This is a genomic window from Pseudoalteromonas nanhaiensis (assembly GCF_051235485.1).
GTDB lineage: Bacteria > Pseudomonadota > Gammaproteobacteria > Enterobacterales > Alteromonadaceae > Pseudoalteromonas > Pseudoalteromonas lipolytica_C.
The window spans coordinates 36167-59644 of sequence record NZ_JBPNYQ010000004.1 but is presented as its reverse complement, the minus strand read 5'-3'; the positions used below and the strand labels follow the sequence as shown (position 1 = coordinate 59644).

At 39.7% G+C, this 23478-nt stretch carries 23 protein-coding genes; 4 read left to right on the top strand and 19 right to left on the bottom strand.

What is annotated here, in order from left to right; all coding sequences use genetic code 11:
- Positions 1-68: 68 nt before the first annotated feature.
- Both ACSFVZ_RS05575 and ACSFVZ_RS05570 read right to left on the bottom strand, forming a co-directional pair.
- Entirely contained in the window at positions 69-1904 is a 1836-nt protein-coding gene (locus tag ACSFVZ_RS05575) for a serine hydrolase domain-containing protein (RefSeq protein ID WP_435558309.1), read from the bottom strand.
- 111 nt (positions 1905-2015) lie between these two features.
- On the bottom strand, positions 2016-2834 hold the full coding sequence (locus tag ACSFVZ_RS05570; protein WP_435558308.1) for a DUF6279 family lipoprotein: 819 nt from the start codon (positions 2832-2834) through the stop codon (positions 2016-2018).
- Positions 2835-3416: 582 nt separating this feature from the next.
- Between ACSFVZ_RS05570 and ACSFVZ_RS05565 the strand changes: the two genes are divergently transcribed.
- Positions 3417-4139: a tetratricopeptide repeat protein gene (locus ACSFVZ_RS05565; protein ID WP_135926527.1), complete on the top strand. Its 723-nt coding sequence runs from the start codon at positions 3417-3419 to the stop codon at positions 4137-4139.
- 71 nt (positions 4140-4210) lie between these two features.
- Here ACSFVZ_RS05565 and ACSFVZ_RS05560 read toward each other — a convergent pair whose 3' ends face one another.
- The 15 genes from ACSFVZ_RS05560 to ACSFVZ_RS05490 form a co-directional block, all read right to left on the bottom strand.
- The gene (locus tag ACSFVZ_RS05560; protein WP_421966525.1) at positions 4211-5623 is read right to left on the bottom strand and encodes a coniferyl aldehyde dehydrogenase; all 1413 of its coding nucleotides are present in this window, start codon (positions 5621-5623) and stop codon (positions 4211-4213) included.
- 139 nt (positions 5624-5762) lie between these two features.
- On the bottom strand, positions 5763-7193 hold the full coding sequence (locus ACSFVZ_RS05555) for an SLC13 family permease (RefSeq protein WP_235403882.1): 1431 nt from the start codon (positions 7191-7193) through the stop codon (positions 5763-5765).
- Between the two features lie 57 nt (positions 7194-7250).
- Entirely contained in the window at positions 7251-8210 is a 960-nt protein-coding gene (locus ACSFVZ_RS05550) for a porin (RefSeq protein WP_435558307.1), read from the bottom strand.
- 213 nt (positions 8211-8423) lie between these two features.
- On the bottom strand, positions 8424-9794 hold the full coding sequence (locus ACSFVZ_RS05545; protein WP_135926524.1) for a sigma-54-dependent transcriptional regulator: 1371 nt from the start codon (positions 9792-9794) through the stop codon (positions 8424-8426).
- A complete protein-coding gene (locus ACSFVZ_RS05540; RefSeq protein WP_435558306.1) occupies positions 9791-11530 on the bottom strand; it encodes a sensor histidine kinase in 1740 nt (579 codons plus the stop codon). Before ACSFVZ_RS05540 ends, ACSFVZ_RS05545 begins: the two co-directional genes overlap by 4 nt.
- Positions 11531-11553: 23 nt before the next feature.
- A complete protein-coding gene (locus ACSFVZ_RS05535; protein ID WP_435558305.1) occupies positions 11554-13536 on the bottom strand; it encodes a TonB-dependent receptor plug domain-containing protein in 1983 nt (660 codons plus the stop codon).
- A gap of 175 nt (positions 13537-13711) precedes the next feature.
- The gene (locus ACSFVZ_RS05530; RefSeq protein WP_135926521.1) at positions 13712-13981 is read right to left on the bottom strand and encodes a CBU_0592 family membrane protein; all 270 of its coding nucleotides are present in this window, start codon (positions 13979-13981) and stop codon (positions 13712-13714) included.
- A 158-nt stretch (positions 13982-14139) separates the two neighbouring features.
- Positions 14140-14607 (bottom strand): hypothetical protein, encoded by a 468-nt coding sequence (locus ACSFVZ_RS05525; protein ID WP_295511934.1) that lies wholly within the window; start codon positions 14605-14607, stop codon positions 14140-14142.
- A 1-nt stretch (position 14608) separates the two neighbouring features.
- Positions 14609-15034 (bottom strand): hypothetical protein, encoded by a 426-nt coding sequence (locus ACSFVZ_RS05520; protein ID WP_295511936.1) that lies wholly within the window; start codon positions 15032-15034, stop codon positions 14609-14611.
- 51 nt (positions 15035-15085) lie between these two features.
- Entirely contained in the window at positions 15086-15337 is a 252-nt protein-coding gene (locus tag ACSFVZ_RS05515; protein ID WP_055021979.1) for a hypothetical protein, read from the bottom strand.
- Between the two features lie 41 nt (positions 15338-15378).
- The gene (locus ACSFVZ_RS05510) at positions 15379-15783 is read right to left on the bottom strand and encodes a DUF1761 domain-containing protein (protein WP_135926519.1); all 405 of its coding nucleotides are present in this window, start codon (positions 15781-15783) and stop codon (positions 15379-15381) included.
- Positions 15784-15936: 153 nt separating this feature from the next.
- Positions 15937-16470, bottom strand: coding sequence for a response regulator transcription factor (locus tag ACSFVZ_RS05505; protein WP_138558287.1), 534 nt, complete (start codon positions 16468-16470; stop codon positions 15937-15939).
- Positions 16467-17678 carry an ATP-binding protein gene (locus ACSFVZ_RS05500; protein ID WP_435558303.1) on the bottom strand — a complete coding sequence of 404 codons (1212 nt, stop codon included), beginning with the start codon at positions 17676-17678 and terminating at the stop codon, positions 16467-16469. Before ACSFVZ_RS05500 ends, ACSFVZ_RS05505 begins: the two co-directional genes overlap by 4 nt.
- A 17-nt stretch (positions 17679-17695) precedes the next feature.
- Positions 17696-18100 carry a nuclear transport factor 2 family protein gene (locus ACSFVZ_RS05495; RefSeq protein ID WP_295511941.1) on the bottom strand — a complete coding sequence of 135 codons (405 nt, stop codon included), beginning with the start codon at positions 18098-18100 and terminating at the stop codon, positions 17696-17698.
- Positions 18101-18108: 8 nt separating this feature from the next.
- Entirely contained in the window at positions 18109-19419 is a 1311-nt protein-coding gene (locus ACSFVZ_RS05490; RefSeq protein ID WP_435558302.1) for a metal-dependent hydrolase family protein, read from the bottom strand.
- Between the two features lie 151 nt (positions 19420-19570).
- On the opposite strand from ACSFVZ_RS05490, the gene ACSFVZ_RS05485 reads away from it, so the two are divergent.
- Both ACSFVZ_RS05485 and gloA2 read left to right on the top strand, forming a co-directional pair.
- Complete coding sequence (locus tag ACSFVZ_RS05485) at positions 19571-20644, top strand: ketoacyl-ACP synthase III (RefSeq protein ID WP_138558284.1); 1074 nt, start codon at positions 19571-19573, stop codon at positions 20642-20644.
- Between the two features lie 75 nt (positions 20645-20719).
- On the top strand, positions 20720-21106 hold the full coding sequence (gene gloA2 / locus ACSFVZ_RS05480) for an SMU1112c/YaeR family gloxylase I-like metalloprotein (RefSeq protein ID WP_135926513.1): 387 nt from the start codon (positions 20720-20722) through the stop codon (positions 21104-21106).
- A 1-nt stretch (position 21107) separates the two neighbouring features.
- Here the strand turns inward: gloA2 and ACSFVZ_RS05475 are convergent, their stop codons facing one another.
- Both ACSFVZ_RS05475 and ACSFVZ_RS05470 read right to left on the bottom strand, forming a co-directional pair.
- A complete protein-coding gene (locus ACSFVZ_RS05475; RefSeq protein ID WP_135926512.1) occupies positions 21108-22469 on the bottom strand; it encodes a leucyl aminopeptidase family protein in 1362 nt (453 codons plus the stop codon).
- A gap of 88 nt (positions 22470-22557) precedes the next feature.
- Positions 22558-22968, bottom strand: a complete 411-nt coding sequence (locus ACSFVZ_RS05470; RefSeq protein WP_135926511.1) for a hypothetical protein — start codon at positions 22966-22968, stop codon at positions 22558-22560.
- Positions 22969-23074: 106 nt separating this feature from the next.
- On the opposite strand from ACSFVZ_RS05470, the gene ACSFVZ_RS05465 reads away from it, so the two are divergent.
- Positions 23075-23230, top strand: coding sequence for an oxidoreductase-like domain-containing protein (locus ACSFVZ_RS05465; RefSeq protein ID WP_138558283.1), 156 nt, complete (start codon positions 23075-23077; stop codon positions 23228-23230).
- Positions 23231-23478: the final 248 nt, after the last annotated feature.

Below are 23478 nucleotides of genomic sequence, written 5' to 3'. Positions count from 1 at the left end.
AATTAGGAACATTTTATTACCAAACAGTGCATAACAATGCGCTTTTTTACCTACAATTGTTAAACATTTTAGCTCCAAAGCAATAACGGAAATACACCCCAAAGTGCTAAAATGAGTGACCATTGCAAAGCTGCTACCATTGCTAAACTATTTAACAAATTCATTTTACTCAACTTTTCATGAGTAAATATACGCCATAACCCGTAAGTCATAGCAAACGGTAATATTGTCGTGGCTAATGCTAACAATGCACTGGCAAGTGTAAACTCACCAATATTTAAAAATGATTGAGTTAAAAATAAAGGCAGCGGTACAAAAAGAAATAACGTCGCCGTAAAAGGCAATAATAGAGGTGACGACAAGCATAATTGCCCCTTAACCAAGCAAATAGCGCCATATACTAATATCCATAGTATGGCGATTACGCCGATGGCGAGGCTGAGCCACATCGGCAGTAACTTCCAAAGACTGGTTTGTTCATATGTTCGAAAACCATCACTGATCATATGTTGACCATTTTCAGAAATATACAGAGTGTGTGAAGGAAATCGCTTTGTTTCTTCACGAAACAAATTACCGCCTGTAGCTAGCAAGGTTTTTTGCTGAGACTGAAATGGTGACAGTGTTAGCGTTTCGCCATTTGAGCTCACTGTTGCAAAATGAAGTAGGCGATCAAAATAGGCAAATCTTTTCATTCTGTTTGGGGAAAGCGTGTAAAACCCTTGCCAATCATCAAGCGCTACTTGCGCTTTTGATGGAGCTATTGCATTGGCCTTATTTACACCAAGGTTGCTAATCAGCATGCTATCAAATTGTTTGTAATTTGCAGTTTCTACATCGGCATTAAAAGCGATAAAAAATGCTTTTTGTTGCTCAGGAAAAAAGCAAAAGTTAGTGCGGTAACCTAAAGTAGAGCCACTGTGGCATTTGCCAACCACATTATGCCGGTCGCGTGTAGTTACGCCTAGCGCATAGCCGATATCAGTTAAATTATTTAAGGTAGCTTCTGTTTTAAAAGGCTTTCCCATGCTTGTTAATAATGTCGGTTCAATAAATATACGGTCATTAATCTTGCCATCGCCCATTAAAAACTGCGCAAACAAAGCCATATCATAATCTGTCGTTGTGAACTGCCCTGCCGGTCTTAAAAACATTGGTAACGTGGCTTGGCTAACGCCATTTTCAAAATGGCCCATAGCAAGCGCAGGATCGCTAAACTGCCCGACTTGAGAAACAAAATTAAATGTACTCATGTGCATACCCAGCGGTTCAAGCAAGTGTTTATCTAAGTAAGATTCATAGCGCTCTTTAACAACGGCTTCAATCACCATAGCTAAAATTGCATAACCAAGATTAGAATAGGATAAGCGGCTTCCGGGGCGATTTCTAATACGCAACTGACTTTCAGTAAAGGTTTCTTTTAGAGCCGTATCAGGCTTTGCTTGTGTCGTTAATAATTGCCAAAGCCGAATGTCTTCAAGCCCTGACGTATGATCAAGTAAATGTCTAACCCGAACTGGTGTGTTCAAGGCCCAAGGATTTTGCAAGCCAATATCTGGTAATATTTCAGTAACCGGGGTATCCAAGGAGAGTTTTTTATCTGTTACAAGATGCAACACCCCAGTAGCAATAAGTGTTTTAACGATAGAGCCTGTTTGCACCTTATTAGCTGTCGTCATAGGTTTTAAATTCGTAAAGTCTGCATAGCCTTTTGCACCTTGCGCAATTTTATTTGCACTCACTGTTGACCAAACAACGCCTATTAGAGATTCGTTATGCAAAGAGTGTTCAATTTGATTACTTAACTCTATTTCTGACCCAAACTTTTCGTCAGCCAAGGTTACATGAGATACAAAAAATAATGCCGTTACAGCAATAACTAAAAATTTTACAAGGTGTTTCATGTTTTATTAAACCATTCCTTAGGCAACAAGAAGTTGACCTGCGGCGTATTTACTAACCGCAAGCTAGAAAGTTATTTATTAAAAATACGACTATGAGCGAGGTGTGATTATTTAGTCATTCATTAAATCTGTAACATCATCGATTAGATCATCAAGCTCTTCACGAACATTTCGACGCTGTTTGTCTGTAAGAGTTGGTTTTAAGGCAAGCAGTAAGGTTACGTAGTCATCTAGATTTTTATCGTCAGCTTTGATTAATTCATCACTCATAAAAGCCAAACGATTATTAATGATCACCGCTAACTGTTGATCAAAATCCGCAGGCTTAGTTTTTTGCATAAACAAAGATTTTAAAGCATCTAAGCGCTTTTGTTTGTACTGCATCCAAAGTAAAAATGTACTAATGCGAGTGTTAGATGCCGATTCGATCAGTGCTTTTTGTTCAGCTGATAACTTTGAGCCAAACCACTCTTTATAATTCTCAAGATTTTCATCTAGACGTTCTTGTTTGTGCTGCTCAGCAGATTTTTCTTGATGCTCTAAATATTCTTCATTGATTTTATCTTGCAGTGCCGCTACAAATTCAACTCGTTGTTCATAACTCAATGCGTTAGCTAAATCGATCAATTCTGGTTCTAGCTTATCAACTAGTGTTTGCCAATGTTGCTTTGCTTGGCTGAAATGCTGTTTTAATTGAGCGTGATTAACGTCAGTTTCTAACATTAGTTTTAAACTTTCTAAGTCCTGTTTATAAAGAGGCAGTTGAGTCTCTCGATGCCAATCACGGCTGGTTTTAACTATATGTTCAAACTTTTCAGCTTGCTCATTGTTTAAGTCAACATAATCATCAATCCAGAATCCTGACAGCCAACCTAAATTGTTATAAGTGAAGCTAGGAGAACAACCAGCAACTCCTAAAAGTAAACTCAATGTGATTAAACACTTTGCTATTTTTTTCATCATGCTCAATTTATTAATCTAATTTTAATTAGTACCTTATTAAGTTAACACTGAGAATAAATAATCAGCAACACCCTCTAAATGAAATTAATTATCATTTAAGTATTGATGCCCACGTTAATCTAAGTAATAATCGTTATCAACAAGTTCAGGTAGGCTATTAATCTCACAACAATATCAATGTCTATAAGGCTTTGATGGTGTTTTTCTGGATTTGTTCAAGATTTAACACTTGATTGTTTGCAGCTTCCTCGACCCAAGCAGCGACATAAAACGTTACACTTTACTTGCTACATTGCTCATATCGGTGACGGTAGATATGACACTAAAAAGCCCATCATGGGCTTTTTTTATTTCTTTAATTTTTCTGTAAAATCTGTATCTTGTGTCTACTTTTTTAATTATGTACTTGCTATTGCCTTCAAATTGGGCATTTAATACTGTTGGGTCTAAACTAAAAATAATGTTTTGCCCTTTTGCGAGTTTGGCAATGCATTTATCAATATCTAAGTTTGTAGCTGTTGATAACTAACACACATTTGGAGGCAGACAATGATCAAGCCTAACTTGAAATCACTATTGCTTACTAGCGCATTAATCCTCTCACCTTTTGTACATGCTAGCCTAGAAGATGCTCAATTGGCGGCTAATGAAGGTCGCTTTGAAGAAGCATTAAAAGAATACAACTATTTAGCAGATCGGGGCTTTGCGCCGGCAATGTATGAACTTGCTAAAATGTATGAAGGTGGTTTTGGTGTACAGCGTAACTACCAAAAAGCAGCTGAGCTTTATCAACAAGCCGTAAAAAAAGTTCACGCTGATTCGATGTTTGCACTTGGAGTTCTTTACCAAGAAGGCAAAGGTGTAAAACTCGACAAAGAAAAAGCTATTTCGCTGTTTGAGATGGCAGCTAAGAAGAATCACCCCGCAGCTCAATATAACCTAGGTGTTATGTATGCAAATGGTGAAGGTGTATTACAAGATTACCGCACTGCACTTAGCTGGTATCAAAAGGCGGCAGCTAATAATTTCACACTTGCCCAGTTTAATATGGCTCTGATGTACTATGAAGGCCTTGGCGTTCCAAAAAACCTTGAGAAATCTTATATTTGGAATACCATTGCTGAATACAACGGCAACATGGATGCAAGCCATAGTCGCAAGCTTGATGAACGCAGTATGTTACCTGCAGAAATTGAAGCCGCAAAAGAAAAAGCTGATGCAATTTACGCAAAAATTCAGGCAGGTTTATATGCCCCTGATGGCCGCTTATAAGTGTAACTACTTGCTTAGTTCAGTGATAACTAGTTAGCTAAAAATGAGCATTAAATGTTTTGTACTTGCCCCTAAGGGCGCAAGTACATCCATTTTAATATCTTAATAAGCCACTTATTCTGCTTTAATAACAAGTGTGTGCGTGGGTTGAATTTACCCGAAACCAAAGTATTGCGCGCATGACTGAAAGTTTTAAACCCTTCAATACCGTGGTAATTACCCATTCCAGACTCACCAATTCCGCCAAACGGTAATTGATCAGCTGTCACCTGCATAAGTAAATCATTAATTGCTAAAGTTCCACTGCGAATAGATTGACTGACTCTTTTGATTTGTTCTTTATTATGGCCAAAAATATACAGGGCTAAAGGTTGAGAGCGGTGATTGATGTAATCTATGACTTGCTGCTCTGTTTCGTAGGTCATAATTGGTAACAGAGGGCCAAAAATTTCATCCTTCATAACTTGCATATCGTCATTCACTTGTGTGATTAAATGCAAACCCATACGATGTTTTAAGTCATCATGTTGATCATCATCAAGTGGGCTAAACAGTTGCGCCCCCTTTTGCTCTGCATCGTGTAGGTATGACTTTAAACGTTGATACTGAGCATCTGATATTATTGAAGTTAAGTTTTTGCCCTCAACACCTTGCTTATAAACTTTTTTATACAGTTCACATAGCTGCAATACCAACTGGTGCTCAAGCTTTTTAGGTACAAACACATAGTCTGGGGCAACACATATTTGGCCTGCATTGTTGAGCTTTCCAAATAACAGTGTTTTTGCCGCCATCTTAATATTTACGTCATCGAGAATAACAACGGGTGATTTTCCGCCAAGCTCTAAAGTAACAGGTGTCAAATGCTTACTTGCTGCTTGCATGACTTTACGACCAACAGAAGTTGAACCTGTAAATAACAAATGAGCAAAAGGGATATCACAAAAATTTGCGGCGACTTGGGCATCTCCTTCAACAACAACGCAGTGCTGTGCTAACTCATCAGTCATTATTGATTTGATTACCTGGTTAGTGTGGGGTGTAAACTCACTAACCTTTAACATTACCCGATTACCTGCTGCTAAGGCACTTATCACAGGTACTAAAGATAATTGAATAGGATAATTCCACGGTGCTATTACCCCTACGACACCTTTTGGCTGGTACTGAATATGTGCATTTGAAGGCCATAAACTAATACCAACTGCACGCTTTTCGTTACGTGACCATTTAGGTAAACGTTTAATTATGTCGCTAATTGTTTTAACCGTTGGTAATAAATCACCAAGTACGGTATCAAAGGAAGTACGATAACCAAAATCTTTACTCGTTGCAGCGACCAATGCTTGTTCATTTTCAATAAGCCGAGTTTTAATTTGTTTTAACAGCTTAATACGACTGGCGATAGGTAAATAAGGCTGGGCTAAAAATGCCTCATCAAGTTGTTTAAATTGTATTTGCAAAGGTACATCTGTGTCAGTCAAAACGTCATCTCTTTCAAAGCGATTTTATCAACTATAACCAGCAATGCATGTATGGGCAACATTAGTCGTATCAAAAAAAACAGCGCTCACTAGGAGCGCTGTCGGTGGTTGGAAAATGGTTGAGAAAATAATCTAGTTATTAAAAACCAAATACTGCTCCTGCAATTGTCATTGTGACAAGAGTGATCATAACAATCGCAATAATATTCAGTGCAAAACCAGAACGAATCATATCGCGCATTTGAATTTGCCCAGAGCCAAAAACAATCGCATTAGGCGGTGTCGCAACTGGCATCATAAACGCACAACTACACGCAATCGCTGCCGGAATAACCCACACAAGCGGCGTACCAAATACAGATTCAGCTACCGGGCCTAATAGTGGTAAGAAACCTGCTGCTGTTGCTGTGTTACTAGTGATCTCAGTTAAGAAGGTAATTAAGGTAGCCACTGCTAGTACACTTAAAACCAATGGAATTGCACTTGCCCCTTCAATCATATGGGCAATGTATTCCGCAAGGCCTGATGATTTGATTTGTGCAGCCAGTGTTAAACCACCACCGAATAGAAGTAACACACCCCATGGCACTCTAGCTGCGCTTTCCCAGTCAAGAATACGCTCACCATCACCTTTGTTTGCTGGTAACACAAATAATAATAAGGCTGCTGCGATAGCAATACCGGTGTCAGAAATTTTTAAGCCAGAAAGATCAGCCAGTAACGGTCTGAAGATCCAACAAACAGCTGCCAAAACAAATACTATTGCTACACCTTTTTCTGCACGCTGCATAGCACCGAGCTCTTGTAACTGTGATAAAAATAGCGATTTAGTATCTTTACTCGCTGCTTTTGCACATTGTGTATCTACTTTATAAGCAAATTTAGTTAACCAAACCCAGCATAAAATAAGCATAACAGTCGCAAGTGGTACACCTACTTTCATCCATTCTGCAAAACCAATATCAATCTTGTAGCTATCTGATAAATACGCAGCCATAAGTGCATTTGGTGGCGTACCAATTAGCGTTGCAATACCACCGATACTTGCGCCATAAGCGATTGATAATAACAATGCTTTACCAAATTGGTCATTGTCAGGGTTAGACTGTTTAACCAACATAGTAATCGACATAGCAATAGGTAGCATCATTACTGCTGTTGCAGTATTTGACATCCACATTGATAAGAATGCTGTTACTAACATCATGGCTAAAATTTGCAGGCTAGGTTTAGTTCCGGCACGAAGCATAGTGTTAAGTGCAATACGCTTGTGTAAACCCCAACGCTCCATCGCGATTGAGATCAAAAAGCCGCCTAAGAATAAAAAGATCAAAGGGTGTGCATATGGTGATGCGACCCCTTTGATTGCTGCAATATCAGCAAGAGGTGATATTACAAGTGGCAATAATGAAGTCGCAGGAATTGGCACAACTTCACTGACCCACCAAGAAGCCATCCAAAATGCAAGGCCTGCGGTACGAAGTGCAGCTACACTCATACCTGCAGGAGGCTCAATAATACAGGTTAATAACATCACTAATGGGCCCAGAAGTAACATTACTGTGCTCATTAATGGGCGTGGCTGTGAGCCATCTTTTGTTTGATTTACTAATGACATACCGACTCCTTAGAACTTGTATTTAAGACCAATTGCAACGCTGTTGTCTGATTCAAGTTCTAAATCTAAATCAGTATAGAATAAGTATGCTGTGGTTTGTTTATCAAAATTATAGTCAACACCCGCTGTCCATTGTTTACCTTCTTCAGCATGGCGAATTTTTGAGTCATCTTTAACGTATTGCAGTTTAGGTACCCATTTATCAATTGCATAGCTTGCACTGAGTACATAGCCATTGCCTTCTTTCGTGCCATCTGTTGACTCGCTGCGCTGGAACAAACCCGCAAGCTGGAGGTTTTCAAGTTTCCATGCTGCAACCACACGGCTTGCCGTCAATTTGTTAAGTGCATCGACATGGCTAATAGCAACATAGTAGTCTTTTGATTTTAATGCACGGTCACCATAAATAACCGTTGCCGCAAAACCATCTTCATCGTTGCTGCTGTCATCTTTTGGTGCATAAGTCAGCGCAAGTGATGCGCCACCGTATGTTTTTGAGCTATAGGTAATGGTATCGCCGATACGGTCTTGACCTGGGATCAGCTGAGCGATATCTGCTTGTGTTTCATTAAAGCCGTCTAGTTTACCTTCAGAGTATTTAAAACGAGTGTCGTTACGACCCACAACGACCTCACCAAAATCTCCAGCAAGCCCTAAATAAGTATTACGCGCTGAAAATGGCTCGTTTGTGTCATCGTGCTCAAAGCCTTTTACTTGTACTTCATATTTAAATACCGCTTTAAGCGATTCTGTTAGTTTGTGGCTGCCTTTAATACCAATTCGCGAAAAAGGTGCCTCAATTTGTGTACCTTCGTCAGCATAGCGCATAACGCCGGTATCTGTGTTTGCTATTTGAACTTCTGCTTTACCGTATACAGCGTACTCTGCTGCCATTGCTGAGCCTGTTGTGCTCGCTAAAATTACAGCCGCTGCTACGCGTGTTTTTGTATGAGTGAATATTGTTGTCATTATGCGCCCCTTATTAGGTTCAAATTGTTGTTCCTAACAAGTAAGGCAAGTTGGTTGCCAACTTAGTTAATTTTATAAAAACTAATAAATAACAATACGTTAGACTTATTTATCTATATAAGACTGGCTTTTATGGGTGGATATCCACACATTTTTAAAAACATGCTGTCACCAGTTCCACCCATTGTGAAGAGTTTAATCTGAGAGGGTTGTTTAGTCTTTGAACATTTCGCGATTAATACCGTATTTGGTCATCTTGTCGTAGAGAGTTTTACGTGCAATTTGTAAGGTGACCATGGTGTCTTTGATGCTACCGTTGTTACGCTCAAGGGCTTCTTCGATGAGTGATTGTTCATAAAAGCTAATTTTTTCGGCTAGGCTTAAGTCCTGAGCAAGTTCGTTCTCATTATTTGAATCGCTGTATGAGGCAAAGGCTAGATCAGAGCCCAGCAATACAGCACGCTCGGCTTGATTTCTAAGCTCTCGCACATTGCCAGGCCAATCATAAGCAAGTAGTCGTTGTTTTGCCTCACTACTCAACGGTGCCGGTGGTTTATGAAAACGTGTAGCCGCTATTGAGCTAAAATGTTTAAAAAGTAATGGAATATCGGCTTTTCTGTCGCGCAATGCCGGAATACTCACTTTTACTAAATTTAGGCGGTAATAGAGATCGGCTCTAAACTCCCCTGCTTCGACCAGTGTCATTAAGTCTACTTTTGTGGCCGCAACTATGCGCACGTCTAAATCAATGGCGTGGTTATCACCTACAGGCGTTACTTTTCGCTCTTCAAGCACCCTCAATAACTTGACTTGTAAGCTTGCAGGTGTTGACTCTATTTCATCTAAAAACACAGTGCCGCCTTTAGCAAATTCAAACTTACCTTGGCGAGATTGCGTTGCACCAGTGTACGCGCCACTGGCTGCACCAAAAAGTTCACTCTCAATGAGTTGCTCAGGGATAGCGCCGCAGTTTATGGCAACAAAATTAGCCCCAGAACGATTACTTTGATCATGCAAGTAACGGGCAACTAACTCTTTGCCTGTGCCTGTTTCACCTTCTATTAAAACATCGGCGGGAGTGTCAATTACCGCATTGAGTAAATGCATCATTTGTTGCATTTGCTCTGTTTCACCTAAAATACGCACACCGGGCGCAGAGGTTTTCTCTACTGCTATTTTTAACGCGCGGTTTTCCATCACTAGAGCACGCTTTTCTGAAGCGCGAGCGATACAATCTAACAACTGCTCTGTTAGAGGCTTTTCAAATAAATCATAAGCGCCAAGCTGCATAGCTTTCACGGCAACAGATACATCAGCAAAGCCGGTAAGAAAAATAACCGGTAACTCGCTATCGAAGGCTTTAACTTGTTCTAAAAATGCCAAGCCATCCATTTTTGGCATGTTTATGTCGCTTAATACAATCCCCTCAAAACGACGACTCAATTTTGAAAGCGCCGCCGTTGGCTCACTAAAACACTGAACTTGATAACCTTCAATCTCAAGGAGTTGCTTTAATGAATCGCGGATCACCGCTTCGTCATCAATAACGATTACCTGATTACAGGTCGCTGCAACTACACTCATGATGGTTCCTTATTTGTTTGTAAGGTTATTATAAATTGTGCGCCGCCTTCAGGGCGGTTGTGCGCAGATAATCGACCGTTAAATGAGTCGATAATTTGCCGTGAAATCGATAAGCCCAAACCCAAGCCATTGCTGGTTTTAGTACTGTAAAATGGCTCAAAGATGTTACCTAACGCGTGTTGATCAATACCCGGGCCCGTATCAAGAATAGAGAGTTTTACGCGGTCATCGAAAAGTTCGAGCTCAAAACTCAATTCGCGTTTTTCAGATTCACTCATTGCTTGGCTGGCATTAGTGATCACATTTACCAATACTTGTTCAAACTTAACGCTGTCAACCCACACGGTTATGTGTGCGTCAATATCAGCAGCTTTTACCTCGATATCGTCTTGCTTTAACTGGGCGCTGGCGATCATTAACGCATTTTTTAACATGCTCGCTAAGCTTTGCTGCCTAAGTTGGGTTTGTGCGGGTTTACTAAAATGCTTAAGCTGAGCGACAATTTTGTGAACACGCTCTATTAGGGATTGCACCAGCACTAAATTTTCGCTGGCTTGCTCAATATTGCCTTTAATAAGCAGCCTCTTTGCACTTACTAAATAAGTGTTCATGGCACTTAAGGGCTGATTGATTTCATGGTTAATGCCCGCACTTAATTGACCTATCGTTGCAAGCTTGGCTGTTTGGATCAGTGCTTTTTGCGCTTTTTCGAGCGCTTGGGTTCGTTCAATTACTTCTTGCTCAAGGCTATGTCTTGAAAACAAGAGCTTTTTGTAGCCCGCAAAGCGCACCATCGCCATATGAATAAGCACAACAGCAATAGCATAAAACACACTAAACCAAAGCAGTCGAGGTATTTGCGCAAGCTCCACATTAGTTACATCCACCAGCACACTGGCTTTGGCGTTTATAATGTCTATTGTTTCTGTGGCACTGATAAAGCGCGCTTCTTTGCCATCAAGTTGAATACTTTGCTGAGCGGTTTTTTCACTTAATGGCTTGTTGGTGTACATGAGCAAACTTGGTTTATGTGATAAGTATCGGCGTGACTTAACCAAAGCGGCCATTTGTTGATCACTTAGTGTATTAAGTGACTTTAAACGCCAATCGGCGACATCCGACATCACAATCACGCTATCTTCTAGCGCGATATAAAAATGGGTGCTGTCTGATGCATTAAGAAGCTGGCGGTCTTGTTCAAACTTTTTAGCATTCACTTTTAACGTGACAACGGCAATCACTTTGCCCTTCTCTATAACGGGCTCTGAAAAGTAAATGCCCCGCTCACTTGAGCGCATACCTAAAGCAAAATAAGCAACTTTTTCACCTTGCTTGGCTAAATAAAAATATGGCCGAAATGCAAAATTACTGCCCAAAAAGGTGTAATCAACTTGCCAGTTACTACTTGCCACGACCGAGCCTGTTAAATCCATTAAATAAACATCAGATGCACCGCTGGCTCGTTGAATATCTTCGAGGTAATAGTTAACAGCCTGTTCGCCAGTACCTTTATTAACCAAAAATGATTTAACCAAATCATTGGCGCTAACTAAGGTAGGAATAGTTTTAAAGCGGGCTAACTCGCTTGAAAAATAATGACTTAACTGAGTAGCTTGAACACGACTTTGTTGCTCTGCTTGTTGATAATCGTGAGCACGTCCAAGGTAAAAAACTAACACAAGCAACAATAAAAGCATTGTACCTGCAAAAACTAACTTTTTACTTAATGACGACATTCAAACCTTTGAGATAAGCGCAACTAGAAATTGAACTGGTAGTGTAACGATAAATCTTCAGTTGTACCAGCAACTGCGCCATTGTCCATGCGTGGATCAAACACGTTATATTGTTTGCCTAACAGGTTTTCTGCCTTAAGCATTAGCTGGCTTTTGGCATTTAGCTGCCACTTTAAGCTACCGCCTAGCAAGGTGTAGGCTGACTGTTTAAAATAGGCACCACTCACCGAGCTCACCTCAACTTTGTCTCGCCACAATACATTTAAACTTAGTTGCCAACTGTCAGATAAGTTATAACTAGTTACTAAACTTGCAAACCGCTTGAAACTTGCATTAATTGGGTCTTCAAAGTATTGAGTATAGGTGCCTGTTACAGAGAACTCTTTATTTGATTGCCAAGTACCATCAAGTTCAATACCGCTGTTTTGGCTATTAAAGGAGTTTGCAAAGGTAAATAAGGCATCATTAGATTGTGTAGGTTCAATGTTTATAAAGTCGTTTAATTCATTATAAAAAAGCACTGCATTAGCTTGTAACTCAGATGTTTGAAAATGCCAAACCAGCTCAGTGGTTTTTACTGACTCAGAGCGAAGTGCCGGGTTGCCTACTGTGACATCATCATTTGAAAAAAGCTCGTTAGTAACAGGTGTTCTGAATGACTCGCCATATTGTAACTTAACGGTATGCTCTGGGTTTATGACATATACACCAGCAAGACGAGGCGAAAGTTTGCTGTCGATGTTGTTCACATCGTCATAGCGTGCTCCAACATATAAAGTAAATGCTTTTGTGTAAGGGATTTTTAGTTGCCCATACGCACTATATGTTTCAAAGGTGTATTTGAGGGCCGCAAACTCAGGAAAATCCATAACAGTAACAATACCTTGCTGATAATAGCTAGGTTCTATAATTATCAGACCTGATTGGTCGTCGTAATAACTGGTGCGAACTCCAGCTTCAACTTGTTTAGCCTCTGAGTACTCTACTCCTGCAGCAAGCTGCCATTGATTATTAAATTGATAACTCAACTCAGTTTCAAACTTACTATCTGTAGTTTGCCAAGCTGGGCCAACTAAAAAGTCAGGCATATCATCAAATGCAACGATTAAACCTGCGCTAGAAATATTATGCTCAGTGTATGAATAACTTGAGTCAAGCTTTAGCTTATCGTTATTAACCCAGTTATATTTAATACCAACAAAGGTGTTATCACTAGTATGTTGGTTTTGCTTTGAGTAGCCAGCAAGGTTTAAAAACTCATCGAGTTCTGTTTTGTTGTAACGAGCACTTAGTTTGAGCTTTTTGTAATTGACACCCGCTTCGAGATAAATTGCTTCAAGTGGATCTTTAACCCCTTGCGGATAGCTTTCACCGTCTTTTTGATCATAAGAAAATGTCGCATATACAGCGGTACTGTCATTAACAGTGCGGTTAAACTGCCCTGTTGCCCCATAGCGACCATTATTGCCAACCACGAGTTGCATAGCATTTCGCTCTTTAGAGGTAACAATATTCATCACCCCTAAAAACGCATTACTACCATAAATCGCTGAGCCTGGACCGCGGATAAACTCTATTTTTTCGATGACTTCAATAGGAATATAAGGCATGTAAACAGAGGCTTTGCCAAATGATGACTCATTAACTCGCTCACCATTGATCATCACTAATACATTACCGCTATCAAGATAAACGCCTCGTGCATGGTCTTTAGGCACGGCGCCAACCCAGTCTCCACGAGTTGATTGCATACCTGGTACGAAGTTCATTATCTCATACGCATTATCGATACCAAGTGCTTGAATTTGCTTGCGGTTAAACACCGTCATAGTAGAAGGAACTGACGACAAGGTCTCAGTAGTTTTAGTTGCCAGATCAACATGTACCTCAAGCAAGTCCTCAAAACTTAAAGAAAATAAGTCTTGTTCTTCAGCTGAATGAGCAACCGAAGAGATGGTTGAAGCAACTACAATTGAAAAAAGTGCTGAACATCTTAATAGCTTCACGCTGCGAGATACCTGTACTAATAGCCCATGCTGCAAAAGCAACACATTGTTTACACTATTAATACAAAAGATTGGCAAGCTTGCAATGTTTTTATAATTTTAGTTGAAGAGTTCTCGAAAGTAGATACAAAAAAACCCATTTTAAACTAAAAATGGGTTTTAATATGAAGCTTAATTAAGCTGTTTCAATATTACCTGTCCGCTTTGCTTTGATGTACTTATATAAACCAATAAGTGACGCTGCTATCCAGAAAATTTCGATAACAAAACTAGCAAGGTTAAAGTTATAACAAAGACTAATCAGTAACAGAATTGCCCCTGTTAAGTTCATCATGTTATACACAAGGCCGGTTGGCGATGCTTTATTCAATTGTAATAAAAAGAAAGCACCAACCACTAAGAATGTGCCTGTCATGCCAATAATATCAAATAAAAGTGCTATCACGTGCGTGAATCCATTTTGTTCATGTGTTTATACCCATACAACTGGCCCAATCCCTGGGGAGGGTTGTTTTCATTCATTGAAACAGCAAACCGGTCAATATTATCAGAGCATGAGGGATAAACGAGGATAAATGTCCGTATTTTAATTACAGTTAATATTTACTCAAAGCAAATACTCAGATCTTCATGGTTAAGCTGCTCTAACTTTGTCAAAGATGATTGACAAAATTCAGTGGTATACATGGTTTTAAACTCCGCAGGCACTTCATTTACCCACCAAGAGGCTTGATCAGCAATAGACAAAGAAAGGTAAAAAACATCAAACTTTAGACCATCTGCCACATAAAAGGATGATTTGCCTAAATGAGTAGTGTCACTTTCTATTTTCAGTTTGCTGTTTGGGGACTCGACAGTAATCCAATCAAATTGGACGACATTAGCTTCATTTTCTAAAGGTTCAAGTCTAAATGCGCCATATTTGTATAGGTTATCGCTCGGGTTTATTGCTCTTACGAACACATATTCATTGATGTTTATTTTTGTATGAGTAGCTACCTCTCCACATGAAGTCAAAATGGGCAAAACGCCAAAAATCATAAACAAAGCAGCAAATGCATGTTTAACCAAATTAATCTTTTCCTTCTTGATTATGTTTCCAGTAAGGCCCATCCACAGCAATAGTATTAATACTCGGCTTAAATTTTTGATTGCTGACAAGTAATTCCGGTAGGTTCGGATAGGTAGCAGCGATCTTATCTGTTAAGTGCTTTGTAATTCGGTACTTATCCTCACAGAAATCTGTATATTGTAAATAAATAAATTCTGAATTTTCTCCCTGCACTGCAGAACTAGGAGGAGGAGTAGAATGACCGTAAATTTCAGTATATTCTGTTACGAATGCATTCATGAAAATTACAATGACTCGGTTTTTATCTCTGTTACTTTCAGCTAGCCAAATAAACTCAATCCGCGATATGCAGTATTCTTTATTTTCTATTTGATCACTACAGGCACTAATAAAAATAAGTGCAAAAAATAAAAATACCTTCTTCATCCGTGAATAATTTCCTTTAAATTAAACATCAAAAATGTGGCAAATACTAATCTACTTATGCGTTACCTTACCACCGATGATTTTTAGAGCAGGTGCGCCACGGATCATGGTCTCGCGGGCAAATTGACGTTGGCAGTCAGGGCAAATACCTGTTTCATTGGTAAAGTCTTGGCTAATACGCTCAACAAAGCATTTAACCAAGGCCCCTTTTCCACCTTTGCGATATTTAAATAATTGGCTTTTACATTGTGAGCAAAAAATATCGACTGTTTTAGTTGGACCTTTTTTATTTGGTTTAGCCATTAACTACCCGATTTTACTTCTAAAAGGCTGATCCTACCATGTTAAGACCACAGTCCCAAAACAAGGCCAATAAGAGAAAACTGTAATATAGAGTAACTTGCATTCACCAAAAAAAGCTTTAATGGACGCTGCTCAAAAATATAACCAATCCCCAAGGCACAGCTAACCCAACATAAACCAATAATAAAGCCAGTACCTACTGCCACTCCTACATTGACGTGCGAGCCAATGAATAAGGATAAACTAAAGGCGATTATGCAGCATAAAATAAAACTACCACCAAAGACTTTAATTGGATTGATACTTTGTAAATCAAGCTCTGTTAAACCACAGCTTTCCATCCAAATTCGCTTAAATAGCCAAGGTGAGTACCACAGCGCGCCTAGAAGAAATGAGGCAAGGCCAGCAAAAAAAATAGCAAAAAAATTAAGTTCTGAAAAATGCATATTGCAAACTCATACAACGAACAGTACTAATTTGACTGTAGTTAAGGATCTGCGATGCAGCAAACCAAAAAGACTTAGATTTATACCTGTCTATATCAAAATAATACTTTAGGATGTCACTTAACACGCGTTCCCACCAAGGAAACAGCTTATTTATTGTTGAACTGGTTTTTTTTGTAATTTTCGCTGCAAAGTTCGCCTGTGCATATTGAGTTGTCGTGCTGTTTCGGAAATATTGCCATTATTACTATGGAGTACATGTTGAATATGCTCCCATTCTAATCGCTCTGGTGACATAACTTGGCTCGGCTTTGTATCTTCTAATGATGGGTTTGCTTCAGCGTCACCCAATAATGTTTTTAATAATGAATTAAAATCAACAGGTTTTGGTAGGTAGTCGTTAGCACCTAAACGAATTGCTTCAACAGCACTAGCGATACTAGCAAAACCGGTTAATAGCACAATGCGAGCAGTTGGAAACTGTGTTCTTATCGGTTTAATTAAGGTTAAGCCATTGTCGTCACCAAGTTTTAGATCAACCAAATAGTGGCTCGCATCAACAGCGTTTAGTTTTTGCATTGCTTGCTCTTTATTATGGGCAAGCTCACATGCAAAGCCATGTTTTGTAAAACGCCTTGCCAGTGTGGTGGCAAGGTTTACATCATCTTCGATTATTAACAGTTTCATACGATCTTAAGACTTACGGTGGCAATTGCACCCAGCTGTTGGTGATTACATAGCGTTAATGAACCATCTAAACGCTCTAAAGTTACATTTGATAGCAGTACTGCCATACCCATACCGCTTTTGCTAGGCATTAACTGCCCTCCTAGTGCGGACATTTGTTGCTCACTAAAACCTGGCCCAAAATCTCTTAAAGAAAGCGACAGTTGTTGGTTATCTATTTGCCAGTTAGCTTCTATGGTATTTTGTTGGTTTTTTATATTCGCTAAAACTGCATTTTGTAACAAGTTCAAAATTGCTGGTAATAACATAGCATCACTCAAAATGGAGCACTGTGGCGCATCATTGAGCCACAGTAAGCTTTGCTCAGGAAAATGCAATGTCATGGCATCTTCAATTGTATGCTGTAATGTTTGAGCGCTGATCACCTTTTGTGTTTCACCGGTTCTTAAGGCATTTGATAGTGCCCTAAAATGTTCAAGTTGCTGTTTACACTGTGCCAATGGCTTAGCCATTTCTTGCACAATGGGATCATCAGCTTGTTGTTCTTGCAACTCTTCAAATAAAAGCTGCAAATTTGCAAGAGGTGTTGCTAATTGATGCGTAACTTGCGCGGCAGCACCGTCGAGTGTTAATAGCTGCTCATGCCTAAGTTGCTGTTCACGGGCCTTTGCAATAGTAGCTTCTCTGGCCCTTAACGTGCTATTTAATGTGCCAATAACAAATGCGATAACAATGGCGCTGATAACAAAATTAATCCACATGCCAATAAAATGATGAGTCATTTGCATTTGGTGCATGGTGTGTTCAGGCATCTTTATCAATAAAAAGCTATAAGCTGCAATTGCCAGCACAGCGGTATAGGCAAGTCCTTTGGCATTAACAGATACCGCAGCTATCATAATTGGTAACAACAATAACGACACAAACGCGTTAGTTGCCCCACCACTCAATGACAAAAGTATCGTCAAAAACAATAAATCAGCAGTTAACTGCATTAATACAGCAGAAGGTTTCGCTTTTGTTACTTTTCGATAAGCAAATATGCTCAACAGCTGAAAAATAGCTTCAATTAGAATAACGGATAGTAAAGGCAGTAAGGCAATTTGATGTTCAAATAAGAAGTACACAACCATTACAGCAATAAATTGCACTGCAATTGCGGCACTTCTTAACACCAGTAAGCGGCTAAGAGCCGGATCAGTTTGCATAGCAGAGGTGTTAATGATTATTCATCATCCATAGAAATTGTAAAAACAGCACATGGCGTGCCTTGATGAAACACCATTTGCCATTGTTTACCGTTAAAACGCCACAATGACATACGAATTGAATAGTTAAATTCTGAGCGAGCAGAACGTCTAAAGGCCGCCTGATAGCTCAATTGCGCTATGTTCTCGCTAAGCATACGGCCTTTAAAATGTTGGTTGTAAAACTGCGGTACCACCTCAGTCGGCAAACGGGTTAATACTTGGAACTTATTAAAAGACGTGCCATCTGCTGCAATTTCGATGAAGTCATCATCTAGCAAAGCATCAAGTGCTTCTGCAGATTGTCTTACCTCAGGCTCTAACAACTGCCTTTCGGCATCAATCAAATGATTAAATAAAGTTTCTTTAATTTTGCCGCCCATAGTAACCCTTACTGTTTGAGCACTTTACCGCCCTTCATAACAAAGTTAACTTGTCTAAGTTCACTAATGTTATCAAGCACATTCATATTAACGCTGATAATATCTGCTTGTTTACCAACACTCAAGTCACCTAGGTTATCACTTTGGCCTAATAGTTTAGCAGCTTCAACAGTTGCGGACTTAATTGCCTCTTTAGGTGTCATACCGTATTTAACCAGTAATTCAAATTCTTTGGCATTATCACCATGCTTAGACACCCCTGAATCAGTACCAAAAGCAATTTTCACGTTATTTTTAAGCGCTAACTTAAACGATGCTTCCATCTTGGGCGCTACAACTTCGACTTTATCAGCAATTGCTTTTGGCATATTTGGGTTATTCTGCACTTCTTCTTTTACTGTTGCGCCAGCGAGTAAGGTTGGAACTAAATACGCGTCTTGCTTTTTGAAAAGCTTAACCGTGTCTTTATCTAAAAAAGAGCCATGTTCGATTGAATCAACACCTGCTCTAAGTGCTGCTTTTATACCTTCTGTGCCATGAGCATGAGCGGTCACTTTGCGGCCTAAATGATGAGCAGTGTTAACAATGGCACTGAGCTCTTCATCAGTAAATTGTTGATTCACACCCGCTGCGGTATTACTTAACACACCACCTGTCGCGGTAATTTTAATCACATCGGCACCACTTTTGATAACATCGCGTACCGCACGAGTACAATCATCAGCACCATCACACACACCCAAGCCACCGCCTTGTGTTGCTTTGGTAATATCACGACGATAGCCATGCATGTCACCGTGTCCACCGGTCGGTGTGATCATGTCTCCTGCAGCAAAAATACGCGGACCAACAATGTCGCCACGTTCAACAGCTCGCTTTAATGGGAAGATAACTTGATAGCTGCTACCAAGGTCGCGCACAGAAGTAAAACCGGCATCGACCGTGTGCTGTAAATATTTTAGAGAACGAAGTGCATAATCTGCTTCGTATTCAGTTGCCCATTGGTGTGGGTTACGCTTTGCATCACGCTCAAAGGTAACATGAACATGCATATCAATCAGGCCTGGTAAAACCATCTGATTTTTTAAATCAATAACATCTGCATTACTAAGGTTTAACTGCTGTTTTGTTAAATAGCCTGCTTTAATTGCAGTAATTTTGGTATCGTCAATAACCAGTGTTTGCTGCTCTTTGACATCTTGCTCTGTGCCTACCAGCATTTTTCCAGCGTGAATAATGGTGGTTTGTGCATTAACCGTAAACGAAGATAATAAGGACAGTACCGATAATGTGCTTATTTTTAAGTTTATTTTTTTCATAATCGCCTCTTTTTTATACTAGGTTTAACTTAAATATCGAACAAATGCCATTATTTGCGACGCAGTAAAGCGTTAAGCTAGTGTTGAGAGGTGATTTTTGGTATAACTTTGAAAAATTTTAACAAGTCTGACCACATAAAGAGAACACATTATGTCTTATGCCCAAATTACTGGCTGGGGTAAATGTATACCACCCGCTAGCATTAGCAACGATGAAATAAGTAACATTGTTGATACCAACGATGAATGGATCACTACACGTACAGGCATTAAATCTCGCCGTGTCAGCCATGTTTCTACTGCTGAACTTGCTACTGTTGCTGCAAAACATGCTCTAGCTTGTGCTGGCGTTGACGGCAAAGACATAGACTTAGTGTTATTAGCAACCTGTACACCATCAACGATGGTGGCAAATACTGCTTCATTAGTGCAAAAAAACATTGGCGCTGTTGGCGCTGCAGCAATGGATACTAACGCTGCATGTTCAGGCTTTTTATACGCTTTACAAGCTGCCACAGCACAAATTCGTGCCGGTATGATTAAAAAGGCCGTGGTTATTGCTGCTGAGCGCATGACTTGGTATGTCAACTGGTCACGTCGAGACAGTGCTGTACTGTTTGGTGATGGTGCGGGTGCCGTTGTGTTAGAAGCCTCAGATACGCCATCAGGCTTACTTGCGACTAAAACAGGCTGTGATAGTGAAGACCGCGATATCCTGCATATTGAGAACTTTGGTAGCGATTTAAATAAATATGAACCAATTGGTCCATCAAATTTATTATTTGAAGGTCGTGAGATATTTAAGCGTGCAGTTAAAGGCATGAGTGAAGCCTGTGATGACGTGCTAAACCAAGCGCAATTGCAACTTGATGATATTGATGTATTAGTTCCTCACCAAGCTAATTTACGTATCATCCAAGCCATTCAGCAACGCTTAAAAGTAGCTGACGACAAAGTCATGGTGAACATTGCCGATTACGGTAATACGTCTGCAGCGACAATTGCAATTGCAATTTGTGAAGCTGTTGAGCAAGGCCTCATCAAGCCTAACTCAAACATTATGTCAGCAGCCTTTGGTGCTGGTTTAACTTGGGCTGCAAGTTATATTAAATGGGGCGATCGTGTGACACCAATTGCGGTATCTGATGCTGCTCTACCTGAGTGTGATAAAACAGGTCTTGAACTTGTTGCACCAGCTGTTGCGGCATGTAAAGCGGCAGAGTAATACCCTACACTCATTAATAGAAAAGCGCGGCTTAGTCCGCGTTTTTTTATGAGCATAACATAAAAGGATTAGACCATGGAGTTATTAGGCATACATCACGCTGCAATCATCTGTAGCAACTATGAAAAGTCAAAGCACTTCTATAGTGAAGTTTTAAAACTGCCGATTATTCACGAACTATACCGCGCTGAACGTGACTCGTATAAATTAGATTTAGCGCTTCCTGATGGCAGCCAATTAGAGTTGTTTTCGTTTCCTGGCGCGCCACAAAGACCAAGCTACCCAGAAGCTCAAGGACTTCGCCATTTAGCGTTTAAAGTTGCCGATATTGCAAAATCAAAACACTATTTAGAAACACAAGGTATTAGCGTAGAAGAAATAAGAGTGGATGAAATCACCGGGAAGCAATTTACATTTTTTGCCGATCCCGATGATTTACCGTTAGAGCTATATCAACTCTAAATTATTGAAAACGATCTTGTAGATAATTAAACACGGCACGAATGCCCAATGCTTCACCGCCTGCTGGACGACCCGGCAATGAACGAACGTTCCAAGCCATCACATCAAAGTGAACCCAAGGCGTGCTTGGTTCAATAAACTCTTTTAAGTAAAGCGCGGCAGTGATTGCACCACCAAATGGCGTTGAAGCACAATTGGCGATATCTGCTACATCACTTTTTAATAATGCTTTGTATTGATCAAATAAAGGAAGTTGCCAAACAGGGTCATGACAGCTTTCGCCTGCATCTATTAATTTGTTCGCAACATCACGATTATTGGCGAAAAAGCCCGGTAATTCAGTACCTAATGCTACTCTACAAGCGCCTGTTAGGGTTGCAAAGTCTACGATTAGATCTGGATTATCGTTTTGTGCTTCAGCAAGTGCATCACACAGAACTAAACGGCCTTCGGCATCGGTGTTATCAATTTCAACAGTGATCCCTTTACGTGTTTTGATCACATCACCTGGTCTAAATGCATTTCTAGAAACCGCATTTTCAACCGCAGGTACCAATACACGTAAGCGAATTGGTAAGTTGGCAGCCATAATTAACTGTGCAAGGCCAATAACATGCGCGGCACCGCCCATGTCTTTTTTCATGTTACGCATGCCAGAACTTGGTTTTAAATCTAAACCGCCAGAATCAAAGCAAACACCCTTACCAACTAAGGTAATCTGCGGAGCATCTTTTGCACCCCAACGTAAATCAAGTAAACGCGGTTTGTTTTCCGAAGCACGACCAACCATGTGAATCGTTGGGTAATTTTGCTCTAATAATTCATCACCCACCCATTCGCTGAACTCACCATCAAAGGTGTCAGCTAAATCAGCCATCACTTGTGATAAATGTTGTGGCATCATATCTGCAGCAGGTGTATTGACTAAATCACGCACTAAATTAATTGCGCTGGCATGCTCAGTTAAACGCTTAACTAGGCTCTCATCAGCAATAGCAAGCTGCGCTCGCGGTGAAGCTTTTTCTTTATATTCACTAAACTCGTACCCACCTAACACAAAACCAAGTGCAACTTGCTCAACGAAAGTGTCATCACCCTGGATTTGATAGCAACCTGCAGGAAGCTTCGTAGATAGGTCGCCTGCTAACCAAAAGTCATTAAGATCATTGACTAAGCAATAAACATGCTCCAATGAACCCGACTCACTATCAGCAATAAGGGCAATGCCTTTATTTTTAAAATCACAGTTTGATAACCAGTTTTGAAGTGATTGTGGTTGCTCAGTTAACCAATCGGTAAGATTTGCTTTTGCAATAAAAGAAAGGGGAATACCCGTTGAAGAATGGCGAATTAATGCACTCATTAAACGACTCGTTATAAAGAAAAGATAACTAAGCATACCAATATCTTGGTACAAAAGGTATAGGCAAAATCAGATTGCCAAACCCAAATCAGTGTTTGTTTTGCTTCTCTTTTTCTTCTTTTTCGACTTGTTGGTCTAGCTCTTTAAGTGACTTATTAATATTGAATGAACTTGGTAATACATCAACACCAACCCACTGCCCTAACTTAACAACAAGGGGGATGGTAATGGGTGCAAATGGCAATACAGCAAATACACCCAAACCTAAGCCTTTCAAGATATCTAAGAATTGTTCATTAGCAGTATGTAACTCTTCTTTACTAGCTAGGCCTTGAGTGTACCGCCTATATATATGAAGCATTTCTTTGGTTTCTTGCTTTTCTTGAGCAAGCGCGATTTTAAGTGCTACCATAGCGCGCTTAAAACGTAATGTTTGACGCTTTTTGGTAATTTTGGCTACTCTGAATGGAGCCCTATGAATAACTTTGTATAATCGCATTTAGGTATTTTCACACAGCATACGAAGTTCACAAAGCATAATTTACTTATATTAGTTTTTGACTTATCCTTAGCACTCTATTATTAATTATTTTTCATTAATTCAAATGAATCAAAAACAACTAAAGGACGAGCAAAAACCAACAAAGCCCGCTTCTGATGAATGTTGCGGTGGTGGTAGCTGTTGCCCATGCGTGTGGGATGAATACAAAGAAAAGCTTCAACAGTGGCAACTACTGAACGATAAGCAACAAACAAAATAGACCGTTCCAATTCCTTTTTTGCCTACATTTCACTCAAAACTTTCTGTTTTTAAAATTTTTTTAGATATTTTATATAAATTTTCACAAAAAAATGAATCGCAAAGAATAAATTATCCCCTTAAAATTCATATACATAATCCAAATAAAGTGAATACCAGAATAACCAACACAACCAAAACAACATTAAATTAACAATTTGCAAATTATTTTCACAGTCTGTATAAGTTATTTACACCAATTTAGAGTTG